The organism is Novipirellula methanifontis (genome assembly GCF_052161655.1).
Classification (GTDB): domain Bacteria; phylum Planctomycetota; class Planctomycetia; order Pirellulales; family Pirellulaceae; genus Novipirellula.
This window is the reverse complement of the sequence record NZ_CP197418.1, coordinates 4916116-4930082: the sequence shown is the minus strand read 5'-3', so window position 1 is coordinate 4930082 and position 13967 is coordinate 4916116. Positions and strand designations below refer to the sequence as shown.

At 53.1% G+C, this 13967-nt stretch carries 12 protein-coding genes; 2 read left to right on the top strand and 10 right to left on the bottom strand.

All coding sequences use genetic code 11. The annotated features are described in order from the left end of the window. Window positions 1-241: 241 nt before the first annotated feature. The 6 genes from SH528x_RS17920 to SH528x_RS17895 form a co-directional block, all read right to left on the bottom strand. The gene (locus SH528x_RS17920; RefSeq protein ID WP_442511838.1) at window positions 242-859 is read right to left on the bottom strand and encodes a hypothetical protein; all 618 of its coding nucleotides are present in this window, start codon (window positions 857-859) and stop codon (window positions 242-244) included. A gap of 345 nt (window positions 860-1204) precedes the next feature. Further along, complete coding sequence (locus SH528x_RS17915; protein ID WP_442511837.1) at window positions 1205-1522, bottom strand: hypothetical protein; 318 nt, start codon at window positions 1520-1522, stop codon at window positions 1205-1207. 55 nt (window positions 1523-1577) lie between these two features. Continuing rightward, window positions 1578-2306, bottom strand: coding sequence for a hypothetical protein (locus SH528x_RS17910; RefSeq protein WP_442511836.1), 729 nt, complete (start codon window positions 2304-2306; stop codon window positions 1578-1580). After that, window positions 2303-2449, bottom strand: a complete 147-nt coding sequence (locus SH528x_RS17905) for a hypothetical protein (protein ID WP_442511835.1) — start codon at window positions 2447-2449, stop codon at window positions 2303-2305. The genes SH528x_RS17910 and SH528x_RS17905 overlap by 4 nt, the downstream gene beginning before the upstream one ends. Before the next feature lie 293 nt (window positions 2450-2742). Then, a complete protein-coding gene (locus SH528x_RS17900) occupies window positions 2743-3375 on the bottom strand; it encodes an SMI1/KNR4 family protein (RefSeq protein WP_442511834.1) in 633 nt (210 codons plus the stop codon). A 104-nt stretch (window positions 3376-3479) separates the two neighbouring features. Beyond that, window positions 3480-4100: a hypothetical protein gene (locus tag SH528x_RS17895; RefSeq protein ID WP_442511833.1), complete on the bottom strand. Its 621-nt coding sequence runs from the start codon at window positions 4098-4100 to the stop codon at window positions 3480-3482. A gap of 562 nt (window positions 4101-4662) precedes the next feature. On the opposite strand from SH528x_RS17895, the gene ltrA reads away from it, so the two are divergent. Continuing rightward, a complete protein-coding gene (ltrA, locus tag SH528x_RS17890; RefSeq protein WP_442511832.1) occupies window positions 4663-6066 on the top strand; it encodes a group II intron reverse transcriptase/maturase in 1404 nt (467 codons plus the stop codon). Between the two features lie 71 nt (window positions 6067-6137). On the opposite strand, the gene SH528x_RS17885 is transcribed toward ltrA, so the two are convergent. After that, window positions 6138-6773, bottom strand: a complete 636-nt coding sequence (locus SH528x_RS17885) for a hypothetical protein (protein WP_442511831.1) — start codon at window positions 6771-6773, stop codon at window positions 6138-6140. A 1166-nt stretch (window positions 6774-7939) separates the two neighbouring features. Between SH528x_RS17885 and SH528x_RS17880 the strand changes: the two genes are divergently transcribed. Continuing rightward, a complete protein-coding gene (locus SH528x_RS17880; protein ID WP_442511830.1) occupies window positions 7940-8152 on the top strand; it encodes a hypothetical protein in 213 nt (70 codons plus the stop codon). 531 nt (window positions 8153-8683) lie between these two features. Here the strand turns inward: SH528x_RS17880 and SH528x_RS17875 are convergent. From SH528x_RS17875 to SH528x_RS17865, 3 genes are all read right to left on the bottom strand, one after another. After that, window positions 8684-10804 carry a glycoside hydrolase family 172 protein gene (locus SH528x_RS17875; protein WP_442511829.1) on the bottom strand — a complete coding sequence of 707 codons (2121 nt, stop codon included), beginning with the start codon at window positions 10802-10804 and terminating at the stop codon, window positions 8684-8686. A 125-nt stretch (window positions 10805-10929) separates the two neighbouring features. Next, window positions 10930-11118 carry a hypothetical protein gene (locus SH528x_RS17870; protein WP_442511828.1) on the bottom strand — a complete coding sequence of 63 codons (189 nt, stop codon included), beginning with the start codon at window positions 11116-11118 and terminating at the stop codon, window positions 10930-10932. A 50-nt stretch (window positions 11119-11168) separates the two neighbouring features. Continuing rightward, the gene (locus SH528x_RS17865) at window positions 11169-13892 is read right to left on the bottom strand and encodes a glycosyl hydrolase family 95 catalytic domain-containing protein (protein ID WP_442511827.1); all 2724 of its coding nucleotides are present in this window, start codon (window positions 13890-13892) and stop codon (window positions 11169-11171) included. Between the last annotated feature and the right edge of the window lie 75 nt (window positions 13893-13967).

The window sequence follows — 13967 nt, the reverse complement described above, 5'->3', positions numbered from 1 at the left end:
TAAAGAGATCAAAGAGATCGATCCAAGTTGAGGCTAATGCGAGGCACGCAAGAGTTGTTGCCAGCAAAACGAGTCGTGGTCGCCCGGCGATGGGTTCCGGAACTGGAAATGATGGATGATAGGGATTCGTCATTACGATTTCAGTCGGAGAACGCCCCGCATCACTGAGTCGCGGGAGTTGATTGTCCATTCCAAAGCCGCCCGGTTCCGCAACTGCGGTTCAGCGCTTGTCATCCCGCCATTAGGAGTTGGCGAGCCATTGAAACATGCCATCATTCATCTTGGATTTCAGCCAATGCCCTGGAACAGAATCTGACAATTTGACATCGTGTTCTTCGTCATCTAGGCAAGCGGTGAAAACGACGAAATCTGGCGTGACGCGATCATTGTCCCAATCCGTGCCATTGAGTTTGCGACAGGCGGAAGCTATCGCCCCGCCAATTTGATTGAGTAGCACGGGTGATTCGTCCTGATCAATTTGATGCGTGTACCATCTCAATAGTGATTCGTGTAGTTCCTGCGAATCAATTGTCAGCTCTCGGCCGCCGATGAATTCCCCCCACCCGTACGCCAAACGCGAAGCCTCATTAGCATCCGTCGTTTGTTTGTTGATCTCGCTTAACCGCTCAACGTTCAAAATGTAGATAGTCCGACCGTGTTCCGCATAGTCTTCGGGCTCAGCCTCCCAACCGAAATACGGTATGAATCCAGCGTAAAAAGTCTGATTAGCGGGGAGTCTCGAAAGAGCGTCCGGAATCTTGTTTAAGTAAAGTGATGAGATTGTCTCAAGCAGTTGGTTCATGTTTGTCAAATCGCGATAACGGCTGAGGCCACCCGGCAGGAACGGGAAAGCGACCATCAGTAAAATAGTTTTTTTGAGTGCTGGGGTGCACCGGCATTGTTCGCCACACACGTTGCACCATGATTCACTGCCGAGCACTCGCGACCAGAGGATTGTATCCCCGACGGAATCCGAAATCAATTCGATCGCGAATGGAAATGGGCAGCCCGACATTAGACGCAATTGCCTTGCTTTTGCATCGCCGAAAGAGCTGACATTAAGTGAGAGGCTCAGCGTTGACGAACGGCACGCGTCACCGGATATGCGTGAAAGATTACCAACTTCGAAACCGCCCGTCTCTCGCACTCGGGGGCAGAAGGCTGCCGTTCGCGATTACGATTTACCGGATTTGGGCATAGCATCTCACTTGCCAAGGGAATCAGTTAGTGCAGCTACAATCTTTAGTAGCTTAATCTCAGAAACGACGTCGTTATAGATCAACGTTGCACCGATCATCGGCAGCAAAAACAACAGAACAAAAATGTCGATTACCCGCCACTGGTCTATATCTGGCAAGAAGAGTAACAGCAAGGGGAATATGCATACGACGTATACGATTCTGAAGACGACTATCTTCCAGCGGCGTCGGGCGAGTTGATTTAGCCTGAGTTCGCGTTTACTGGCATTCATCGAGTCAGAGACAAAGCCATCGGTGTCGCTATTGAAGTGATCGAGTTTCATCTGTTCTCCTTCGACGAACAGCCAGCGTCACCGGGCGGCGAGATTTCGCTATCCACTAACATTTCGCGTGATTCGCCGCTCCGGTTGATGACTTGATCCGTCCGTTGAGCCACCTTCTCCTACAGTACATGACGCTACAGAAGGCAACGGTCAAGGTAATGCCGACTGATAGGGCTGTACTCCACTCAGCGAACAGACCAATCGCAGCGCTTATGGCGACACCCAGCGCGATGGCAAATATTCCGTAGCTGATGTCGGTATTGAACACGTGTCCTCCCAAGTGAACCACCAGATGAGTTCCAATTACCCCGACAATAGCTCCAAACAGTGCGGCGATTAACATCGCCGCATTTCCGGCACCTTCTGCCTGGAACGCAGCAGTGAATAAACTGACCATGCCAACGAGCACATAGGCAAATACGGCTAACGGATTGTCAGTCGCGAATTCTGGGTCATTGCTGGGAACGGCTTCAGCAAACCACTCTCTCAGTGTGGCAAACTGCGGTCCTGTATCGGGAACATTTGCCCGGCCGGTTGTTGTTACAACGGTGAGAAACGCCCGATTGTTTTTAAAACGTGGAGTAAAGTGAACTGCCTTGAGCTCGGAAGTAGAGCACGCAAAGTAGGGTTGTGTTGTTGGAAAAACAATAGATCGACGTGCGACGTGACAGTGCGTGAACTCGACCATTCCGGTTGCGCGATCGACGATAACAGAGCGTTTCCGCCACAGATGGCAGATGGTGTCGCGGTCAGTAACCTGCGAGGCGGACTGCGATTTTGTCATTTGCGATTTTGATCGAATAACGGCGGTCGTAACCGAGGACCGCCAATGTGGTTTCCATTTGTAAACGCGTCATGCGGTCCTTCGGGCGAGTAGAACGGTGTCTCTCGGATGCTAGGATACGCTTTGTGTTCACGGTTTGCCACAGATTTCTCCTTGTGGTGTCACAATATTTGATCCTTGTCCAATTGAATCACCGAACCCTCGCAGAACCGGACTGGCGCCGTTAACGTATCCGGCTCCCAGCCGACACCTTTCACCCTCACTACCTCTCTGTTTACGCTTCAACCAACCACTTCAGCTCATGATGCCTATACGCAGCCTGCAACACTCAATACTGCCTGTGGCTAGCAGTTACCCAGGCGGGATTCACACCCGCTAGTCTTTAAGACCTTGCCAGTCCGCACGTTCATGTCATGGTTCCCCGCAGATGTGAACATCAGTCCCATGAACCCCATTCAACAGTACGTTCCAAATAGGATGGGCCAAAACGTTCTCGCACTATGTTAGCGATATCATCGTGTGTGAGAAAACCAAATTCCGCGTATTCTCGTTCATTGAAGCAACGAATGAATGATGATGGTGTGGACTTGGCCAACGCACCTAGGTGATCCGCCCAGTCTGACGGTCCAATCTCGGAAAGACGGAGCGACCACAGTTGTAGATGATTGCGTGCGTCTTCAATCTCATCAGCGTCGTTATCGACGCAACTCGCGAAGTCCAAACAGGTGCGATAGAACCACGATGGAAAGTCCGGCGCATATGCAGCGGCGAAGTCATCGTCACGGTAACACATCAGAATTTCGTATTCCGATTTTGAGGTCGGCTGATTTGTGTTCCAGCACCAATTGTCGCCCCCGCCAGTAAATGCGAAGGGGACAAGTCCTGGTAGCGGATTGTCTCGCCACATATTGCGACTCGGAATGGCTTCTAAGGGAATCCATTCCGCTTCGTTAACCCAGAGATATGTTGTGTCCAATGCTGACAGGTCACAATAGCCGCGAGAGACAAACGTTCGATATCCGGTCGGAATCGTTAACCCGAGGGAATTTTCGAGAGCATCGAGGGTCATCGGCTTCAGTCGGGGAACGGAGTTGAGTATCCATTCGTGAAAACTGACCACCGGTCCTCCGTTGTATCCGATGGTTATCCGAATTCTTTATCGCAAATGCGATATTACTCTGACATTCTTGACGCGCCGTGACGTAAATCCACTGGGCACGTCTTCTCCCAAATTAGACCGCCGAGTAACGCTGCTGGGATCGTTACCAAAGCATAAGCGATGGCATGCCAAGTCGTTGACAGGTCAAACATGCCCCTCGAATTCATAGTGCGTTGGTGGAAGTGGATTAGCAAGATCAGAACCTCGGTGAGCATCCCGACGGTCAATGCGCTCGACCACTTGCGAGTGTGTGCACCTGCGAACGCAGCTTTCCACGACGCCGCGTACCCACCTAAAACAAGAGCCGCAATCCATACCAGGTGCGGCATCGCATTGGTCACGAACACGGGAAGCAATCGCTCCCAATAGGCGACGGACATTGCTAAGCAAAGCGTGATGAACGCAACAAACAGCGTGCTTATCGCACAACCAAATGAACCGTTGCGAAAATCTGTTTGTGGAGGGCCAGTAAAGTTCGCTGGTGAATCTGTCGAGCCAGAGGGCGGCGGATCGTATGGGTTTGAATTCAAAGTGTTTGATTGAGTCGGATAACGGCTGGCATAACCGGGTCGCCGCGTTTGATGCACCACTTGAAAACGCGTTGTCGGCGGCTCCGCGTTCAGTACGCCCAGCATGGGCGTGATCTTGTGGGGTGTAAGTCCCCTGTACTTAGTTCCGGTTTCTTTCAAGGAGTCAATATACCAAATGAAATTCTAGCGAAAGAACAGTACGAGGCGAAGGCAACCGCGGGGAGGTGACGATCCGTGGGAAGGCAGCCTGCGAATGTGACCGTAAATCTGGCTAACCGCCGAGAACAGTTCCGATTCAACAACAACCGAATCGGGCGAGCTTCAACGCTAAAACCGTCGCCAGACACATTCACGCCAAGACCCGCCAGGCTACGAACAGAAACCCGATATGAGGCCGACGTCTACAGGTGAGCAGGCTGATGACTGCGAAACCGAACCGGAAGAGTGAGCGCAGGTAGATCGGGAGCTTGGGCGGGGACAGATCACGAAAACCCTTATCTGGGGAGAACTCCAGGCGTACCCGTGAGTAGGGCTTGCCCGAAAGGCGGGGCGGAATGCGGTAACGCATGACGTGCCTGGAGAATGCAGCAGAAGTTGTACTACCGATCCGCCAATTCCAATGGCGACGGGAAGAACCGAACGTCAACAGTCAAGGAACGAACCACCGATGACCTCAGAACCACCCAGCGCAGAACAACTCGCCTTCGACTTCGTCGAAGCGGATGACGCTGCGCCAAACATCCCGACGGATGATTCGGCACTGGCGGCCATCGAGAAGTCAGCCTTGGGCGATGATGCTCACAATCTGATGGAAGCAATTGTCGAGGAAGTCAACATGGACATGGCTTGGGCAAGAGTGAAGGCCAACCGTGGAGCCCCCGGGCCCGACGGAATTACGGTCGACGACTTTCCCGAGTGGTTTGCTCCGCGTTGGCAAAACATTCGCCGACAACTACTCGATGGGACCTACCGCCCGGAACCAGTCCGGCGGGTGGCCATTCTCAAACCCGATGGCGGCACGAGAGAGCTCGGAATTCCAAACTTGCTCGATCGCGCAATCCAAACCGCCATTGTTTTAGTTCTCACGCCGATCTTCGATCCAGGATTTTCGGAATCGAGTTTCGGTTATCGACCTTATCGCTCGGCGCAAGATGCAGCCAAGCTGGTACAGAAGATCATTCGCGGCGGTCGTCGCCGATGCGTCGATATGGATCTGTCAAAGTTCTTTGACCGAGTTCAGCATGACGTGTTAATGGCACGCGTGAGCCGCAAGGTTCGCGACAAACGACTGCTAAAACTGATTGGACGCTACCTGCGAGCCGGAGTGATGGTCGATGGATTATGTCAACCAAGCGAAGAAGGAACGATGCAAGGAGGTCCGTTGTCACCACTCCTTTCCAACATCTATCTGGATGATCTGGACAAGGAACTGGAGCGACGCGGATTGCCTTTCGTGCGGTATGCGGACGATTTCGTGATCTTCACAAAGTCCGATGTAGCTGCGCATCGTGTGTACGCGAGCGTTGAGCGATTTCTGACGCTGACGTTGAAACTGCAAGTCAATCACGTCAAGAGCAGCGTCTGTAAGACGCAAGAGCTTGAGTACGTAGGCTACGAATTTCGTGGCTTTGGCGGTCAGTTTCGCGTGAGTCGAAAGAAGCTCAAAGCATTCAAACAGCGTGCCTCGGAAATCTTTCGTAGAAACCGGGGTGTGTCGATGAAGAAGCGTTTCGCGGAGTTCCGTTCTTACGCGATTGGTTGGCTTGGGTATTTCCAGTTAGATCAAGTCAAGACAACGTTCAGTACGCTCGACAAGTGGCTTCGGCGACGGGTTCGGGCATGTTACTGGAAGCAGTGGAAGAAGTCGAAAACACGGCTTCGCAACCTGATGTCCTTGGGCTTGTCATACCGGGATGCCCGTCCGTTCGCCTATAGCGGCAAAGGCCCATGGCGTCTATCCAAGACGTCGGGAGTCCAGCGTGCGTTATCGAACGAGCACCTGAAAAGTGAGGGCTTACTGAGTCTATTAGATCGTTGGCAACAGCTTGCATCCTCGCGGCGAATCGCCTAGTGCGGACCCGCATGCTAGGTGATGTGGGAGGGGCTCCGGAGCAATCCGGCCCCCTATCCCGATTGCCGTGGTTATCCGAGTTGATCATTTGCGTCGAAAAACTCCATCGCGATCCTGGGAAAGCACTGGAACCGCCGCCAGATAAAGTTCGCAAGGTCACGATCATTGAGAAGCATCTCGTATGCACGGCAGTCCTTGTGGCGAAGGGGAAGCTGGAAAAAGTAGCAGTCGAAGACCAACACCTGATTGAGCATGCCCTCAAGTGTCAGGTAGTCGATCGTTTTAGTGCCGCTTTCATATTGGATGTCCTTTGTTCGGTGGACGACCTTATCGATGGAGCTGAAGGCGGAGGAAGTTTTGTAGAACAGAAAACAAGATCCGTTCTTGCGTTCGAATTGCTTGGCATCAAATTGAAATTGATCTACACGCAAGTACAGATAGGAGAACAACGAGAATCCAAAGATCCAAAAAAAGGAGAACCCCAAGGCGTCACCGAGCGATGACGGTCCTTCATTCGCTGCATGCGTGCCGGTTTGCGTAAAAAAGCTGTGCCAGACAAACGGCGTGAAGAATGACCAACCAATTATCCACGGAACGATGATAAAGCCGGCCGCAATTGGAGGCCACGCCGCCCAGCGAAGTTTTGTCGTCCCACCGGCAAATTGCTCAGAAAAGCCATTGGGAAGCTGGCGTGATCTGGATGCCAATCCGTTCATGATCGAAGAAGCAGCTGCGATAGATCCATTGCGAACTCCATGGTCGGATAACTATCTTTTTAACCCCGGGTCAGTCGGGTGATATGAGCAAATTCGACCTTATATCACTGGGTGAGTCAAGCGATTTGGGTTATATCACTCGGGAGAGAGTGACTCGAGTGATATAGGGTTTTACCACTCGAGAGCATGCTGGCGGGATTGAAAAACTCGGCCTTACAGTCGAACGGAAACGCGTCGTACTGCGCCTGACGCACTTTAAGAATGATCGAGTCTGGTTTGCTCACTGGCGGATCTCCCGGTGGAGTAGCGCAGCGATGCCCCCACTCATCGTTCAGACCTCGCGATTGCGTTCGCCCAAAACCGTCCGAAATTGATCTCAAACAGCAGCGGTCTCGAACTCTCTGGTCACATCTGCCATCGATACTCTCGCTCGCCCATTTCTGTTAACTAGGGCGAGCATGTTAACTGAGAGAGTCTGAGAGATTTCGTAATTGGGTTCGGGAGGGCGTGGCGGAAAGCTGCTTTCCGGTTAGGTGACCCGACCGGACAAGAGCGAAAGTGGCGAACCAGTCGTGGCAAGAAAGTGCCGAAAACACGGGGATAAACGCAAAAAGGCCGATGCGTGTGCATCGGCCTTTGACGGTTAAGGTGGGCAGCAGCATTTCGCTACTGTCCACGAAGGCTCCCCGTACAAAACCAATCTGGAGAGAGTCCGCGGATTTTTCAGGCTTTTTCTGTGTTGAATGGCTGTTCTGATGCGTTTCCCGTCTCTTTTTAATGGTCACGCGACGAATGAAAGCAGAAAGCCGGTCAATGCTTTGTTGTTAATCAACACAGCTGTTTCTCGCAGTTCTGCGAGCGGTTAACAGGAAGACAAACTATCTCCCAAAGCGGTTAAGAATATTCTTGTCGCCGAAGGAATCACGCCGGCACCGGATGACGGCGGCGATCCGGATAGCTGGTCGGAATTCCTCAAGCGGCATACCGAGGTGATGTGGCTATGCGATTTCGCCTGCAAGAAGAAGTGGGCAGTGAAGGGACTGGTTGATGTCTACTTCATGGTCTTTATTCACTTGGGGACTCGCCGCATCTGAGGCTCGCCATCGACGGACAGCCCTAATGGTGAACGTACCACGCAGCAAGCCCGCAATTTCCAGATGCACGTCGAAGACGAAAATCTGAAGTGCGAGATCATCTCGCGTGACAACGATGCGAAGTACACCGAATCGTTCGACACGGTGTTCACTTCGACCGATTGCGCCGTCAAATGCATGACACCGGCGTCACCCAATTTGCAGGCTCATGTAGAGCGGGTGAATCAAACGATCAAGCACGAAATCCTAAAAGGATTCATCGTCGTGACCAATTAGCAACTCGACTTGATCCTTCGCCACGGATCGAATTGGTACGACACAAGACGCGGACAGTCTGCCCGGGATCATCTACCTCCGGTGCATGACAGTAAAAGATCGCCTACAATCGACTTAAAGACGACCAGAATCGAGTGTCAAACCGAACTCGGCGGGCTGCTGAAGTCCTACCGGCCGGCCGCGTAGCCAAAGATGCTGCCGGCGGGTTTTGGCATTACTCGATTGTCAAAGATCAATCGTCCGTTTCTGCGCTGATGGAACGCCAGCCCAAGATAAATGGCGTAGCGATCCGATTCTGATCATCGCGTCAACTCTGTTGCATTGCTTCAGTTCTCAGCACCGAACAAAATCTGCATCGATATCGGTCAATGAATTGCTCGGTTTCTTAGTCGCAAGGTTTTGGTACCTCGCGTCACTTCTCGACTGAGAATTGGGCCTCATCTGCCGATGTAAACTCGAAATTCATCGGTCAAAATGTTCGTTCGAGTGTTTTGACCCCACGACATCGTTTTCATTGTCGGTATGTTTCCTCTAGTGAACCGGAGTGAACGTCACGCAATCGAGACCGAAGAATGCGCCTTTGCTCTGTGGGTTTTTGCCAACCAATTCCACACGCAACACGTAGACACCATTCGCCGGGTCGCAGATGCCCAACTCAATCCTTTCGGACGGAACAGGTTTGGCAGCATAAAGATCCACATCTGCTGCGACCGGCTTGCCGTTAATCGACAGACGCAGAATACCAAAGTCATAACTTTTAGTTGCATGCAGCACCAGCTTTTGCGCCGCAGGACTGGACGCCGGAATGCGCAGCTCCACGACATCACCGACTTGGGCATCCTTGAACAGCACGTGAGTATCAAGATTCCAGGAGCCCTTCAGTTTCAGCTTACTTAGATTCTGTGGCTTCAGGACGACCTTTCCCGATTTTGAAACGACTTCCATTTTTTCGCACTCGACCGCGTCTTTGATATCGGCCGCCTTGGAAGTTGCCGTTGGTGCGGTCTTCACTGCAGGTTCCCGTGCACTGATGTCCGGCAGTGGCGGCACATTGAGCACCTCGGCCGGATCGGGTTCGCGGTTTGAGGTCGTACCCGCGTCGCCATACCAGTATGTCGCCACGCCGTAGCCCATTTCGCAATCGGTCCAAGACCAGACTTCCATGTCTAGTTGCAGCGACTCTGCGAATGGCATCGTATCGAGCGCGCGGGTGCGAGTTTCCGTGCTGTAGCCCTGAGTGTTTTTCTCGTCGCCGGTCTTTCGACTCAGCTTGTTGTACTGATGGCTGAAGGGTTGAGCATGAAACGGATGTTCGTAAAAGTCGGTACTGCGACCGCCCCACGAGTAAGCGTAGTAGTCTTCAGTACCCGTGCCGAAGATTGATGGGAACGTCTCGCCGTCGACGAAAATTTTCTCGTCCCCCTCGCCCCACCATCGTTCAACGGGGTTCATAATCGTCAGCGTGTCACCGACGTACACGCCGCGCCCCTTTAACGTGACATAATTCCAGTCGGAGTACGGTCGGGTTGCGACGGGGTATTGCCCTCGCCAGCAAGCGTGAAAGTACATGCTGGACGAATCCCATTTCCAATCGCCGATCGTTGCAGACAAGTCAACGCTTACTGGCACGTCACCCAAGTTCACGACAGAGATCTTCGCTTTGTTTTGGTACGGCATCACCCATCGGCAGGTCATCGTGCCATCGGCATCAACCGTACGATACCAACCCTGAAATGGATTCAAGCCGATGCCACCGCCGAAAAAGTCTCCGATCGGACACCAAACCGTTTCCTTATCGTCAAAGCTTATTTTGAGAACGACTTGCCGCGTAACGTCCGGGACCTCGTAACTGCCCAGTTTTAGCGAGAGCGATGTGATCGCTGCCTCACGAGCAGGTAACGAAACCGATTGCTCGTCTCCACCGCCAATGGTCTCTTTCAGATTCACCACTTTACCCGCCGCGGACTCGTTTGGGTTCAGAAGTTTCTGGCAAGTGGTGTCGATGAGTGGTTTGGCTGCCGTGAAGCCTTCCATCGAGAACGTCTTCACGTCGACTTCTTCTTCGTACTCACGGTAAGTGAACTGAAAGAAGAAAGGATGGTCCGACATCGTCACCTTGCAGCTTCTGGCATAAGGAATCGGGAAGAACGAAACGGCCGACCGAAGAGACTCGTGTGCCAACGGAAAGGGAATTAGTCCTTTCCCCTGAAACAACTCAAACATATTTCCTTCGATGATCGGCTCCGAGGAGCCATCCAGGTAGAACCGAATGACCATATCGCTTCCGGGCTTCAACTGGTCCTTCCATGGCACCCAGAACCGGGTAATCGCTCCGGCTCCTTCATCCTCCATCACCACGTACTCTTTGCGTCCAAGGTTCTCTTCAACGCGAACGTAATTCTTGTGGGTATCGTCTGTGCTTCGATCAATGTTGTTAAACCAACCTTTGGGATCATCAGGGGTTTTAGAGGCACGGTTGTAACTACTTGCCTGCTTCAGTCGAAAATCATGATTCGGGTATCGCGCAACCCGTCCACGGTCAGTCATCTCATGAAGCAGTGACTGAATGTTGACCGATTCATCGGCCGCTGATGGGACAGCAGTCACGGCACCAAGGATTGCGTACATCGCGATCGGAACTAAGTATCTCATGGCTTTATTTCATTTAGCAATACGAGGCAGGTCACTGAGAGGCTTGGTAGGAAATTCATTTGAGCAAACATTCAACCTTCAAAATGTGCCGAGTTCCACGCGAAGCTTTCCGTTTCTTCACTTAATCATCGCAGCATGGTGAACGCACGCGCTGCGTCACGCTGACGCGGTGTTTCTTGAGCTGTCATTCCGCTGGTTGTTACAACAGCAATCATGATGGTAGCGATCGACTGAATCTTCATTCTCTTGCATCCATTACCTGCCAGCAGTGCAGAAAAAACAACAACATGGTTTTCATTTCTTGCTCTTTTCAACAGAAGAATTCTTTACGAAGATCGAATGACGCCTACATAATGATTTGTTACTACTTCGTCGGTAACAGCCGGATCACTGTGGCACCCTGGTCGCTCTCGCGCCCATCGGCCCGCACCGCGGTGACCTTGAGCGTCATCTGGTCAATCTGTTTCAGGTCGGGGGCTTCGTAGACGAAATGGGTGCCCGCGATATTTGAGGCGACCAGTTCATAGTCCGGTGCGTTGCCAACGGCGCGGTACAGGTTGTACGACGCAGCATCCGTGCTGCCGGTCCAGGAGAGCTCGATCTGATCGCTCCCGCCGTCTGTGGTGATCTTCAGGTTCGAAGGCGCGTTCACAGAAATGCAGATTGGGATGTCGGTGATCACATAGGTCATGCCCTGGGTAGTCTCGATGCTGACCTGATCACTGCCTTTGGCGACGAAGTCTACCGTCCGCCCCTTCAGGGTCTTAATAACAGCCTGGGCGACGTTGGGGTACCTTACCTCCAAGGTTCCGCCTGATTTGGACAACACTTCCAGCTGGCTGGCGTGCCCTCCAGACCACTGCGCGGAGACCTCGAAGTTACCTCGCGCCAGAAGGCCGCGACAGCTACCTTCCGACCATGCATCGGGTAACGCGGGTAACGGGCTTACGACGTGGTCGTGACTTTGCAGGAGCATCTCCGCGACCCCGGCCGTGGCACCGTAGTTCGCGTCCGCCTGAAAGATCGGGTCGCCGCGGTGGTCGTTGAACAGGTTGTGCATGTAGTTGCCTTCTAGCAGATCACTGTAGTAGGCGTAGGCTTCCTTGCCGTCGTAGACGCGGGCCAACATGGCGATTCGCTCTGCACGCGCCCAGCCGATATTGGAGCTGCGGGTGCGAAGGCTCAGGGTTGTCCTGGCGGCATCGAGCCAGGCCGGAGTCTTGCTGTTGATCAATTGGCCCGGGTACAACCCGAGCATCATGGAGGCGTGCCGGTGATGGGGATCGAGGACCTTGTGGGCGTCGCAGTAGTATTCTTCCTGACGAAATTCTTTAATCTGCCCCGATTTGCCGATCTGGATCGGATCGAGAAGCGGGAGCTGCGTCTCGTAGATATCCAATCGCTTGTCGGAGCGGCCCAGGATCTTAGCTGCCGTTAATGTGTTGTGATGGTTTTCGAAAAACATCTGCTGATCGAAGGTGGTGCCGACGGTGTTTCGGAGCTTCTGTTCCGGGGATGAGGAAGGATCGGCCAACAGAACGCCATTAACGTCTTTTACGAAACGGGATACGAAGTTGGCCTGTTCGTACATCACGGGATAGACCGTTTCTTCCAGCAGGGACTTATCCCTGGTGTAGTCGTAATAGTCCCAAAACATCTGGGCGATCCAGGAGCCCGTACCAAAGCCGGCAACGGGTGATTTTCCGGTAACATTGTATGGATTGGTCCAGAACGGGCCGGACCAGCCGTTGTCTCCATTCGGATCGAGCTCCGCGGGATTGTACTGCTTGATGTACTCAGTGGCGTACAGACGCTGTCGAGGCACGAAGGCGTTGAAGAAGCCAACGTAGGACTCGAACAGCTCGGGCATGTTGGCGGAGAAGGCCGGCGCGTAGGCCATCTGCACGTTCGTGTCATGCAGGTACTGAGATGACCACGGCGGTTTTTCATAGACGTTCCAGATCCCTTGCAAGTGGGGCGGAAGTGTGCCTGCCCTGGAGGAGCAAATCAGCATGTAGCGTCCGAACTGGAATGCGAGCTCCTCCAAATAACGGCTCGATGCACCAGCGGGGTAGGCATCGACCAGTTCGTTGGTAGGGATCGTCGGTTCAGAGGCACCAAGGTTAAGGCTCACCCGATCGTAAAGCTCGGTGTAGTCGGCTTGATGGTTTGCCAGCAGTTCCTCGTAAGACTTAGTCGCTGCATCGGTCAGGTAGCGAGTCACCTTCGCGTGTGGGTGAGGAAAGCCATCAAGCTTTTCAGCGTCCTCGGTGGTGAGGAAAACTTTGGGGTCGAACTGGTAGTTGGTTCCGACCGCAATCAATATCACCGCACTGTCGGCATCCGAAACGGTGATGGTGCCCTGTGACTTGCTATTGTCTGCCTTCATCGTGCCACCCTTAAGGATGACTTTGAACTGGCCCTCAAACTTCACGTTGTAGTGACTCATGACACCGGAGAGAGTGATCGTGTCAACCTTCGCCACGACGGATCCGGACTTGCCGTTTTTCAAAAAGGGGATGGTGGGGCGCACTGTGAACGACAACGTCCCCGCCTTCGACGCGTTCAGACGAATCGCCATCACCTTGTCGGGGTAGCTGGTGAAGTACTCACGCGAGTACTCCACACCGTCCTGATCATATTTCACATGCGAGACGCCCTCGTTCAGGTTCAAGTCCTGCTCGTAGTTGCTGATGTTGTTGTGGCCGAAATCCAGGTAAACCTCGGCAAAGTTGTTCAGGCCTGTGCGGCGAAGTCCCTTCCCTGCCACCGAATCGTACAGACTGTTCTCGGTGATCTGGATTCGCTCGGTCGTCGTCCCACCGAACACGTTGACACCCATGTATCCATTGCCCATCGGGATCGAACGGTTGACCCAGCCAGCATCGCTGTCCGGGGCAGGCTCGTTGTACCAGAGCCGTAGATCATTGCCCGCCCCGTCCGCGATCAACCCAGAGCGCTGCTCCGCAGCAGAAGCCTCCGGAACGAGATACAACCCCATCCAGAAAAGTGCGGACACTGCTAAGATAGTTGTCATTAAATTACGTACCAACATGATTTCTCCAAAGTCATTTTTCGCCGTACTCACGGCGACGTTATCGGGTTTTGGCGCGGAAGCACCAACCGCTGAGATCCTTGCCGTTAAATAAGGAGATATACCCCG

Coding starts and splice junctions, on each gene's coding strand:
- ltrA (WP_442511832.1), top strand. CDS start 4,663: ATGACCTCAGAACCACCCAGCGCAGAACAACTCGCCTTCGACTTCGTC.
- SH528x_RS17920 (WP_442511838.1), bottom strand. CDS start 859: ATGGTCGCTTTCCCGTTCCTGCCGGGTGGCCTCAGCCGTTATCGCGAT.
- SH528x_RS17900 (WP_442511834.1), bottom strand. CDS start 3,375: ATGACCCTCGATGCTCTCGAAAATTCCCTCGGGTTAACGATTCCGACC.
- SH528x_RS17915 (WP_442511837.1), bottom strand. CDS start 1,522: ATGAAACTCGATCACTTCAATAGCGACACCGATGGCTTTGTCTCTGAC.
- SH528x_RS17880 (WP_442511830.1), top strand. CDS start 7,940: ATGCACGTCGAAGACGAAAATCTGAAGTGCGAGATCATCTCGCGTGAC.
- SH528x_RS17910 (WP_442511836.1), bottom strand. CDS start 2,306: ATGACAAAATCGCAGTCCGCCTCGCAGGTTACTGACCGCGACACCATC.
- SH528x_RS17895 (WP_442511833.1), bottom strand. CDS start 4,100: ATGCTGGGCGTACTGAACGCGGAGCCGCCGACAACGCGTTTTCAAGTG.
- SH528x_RS17875 (WP_442511829.1), bottom strand. CDS start 10,804: ATGAGATACTTAGTTCCGATCGCGATGTACGCAATCCTTGGTGCCGTG.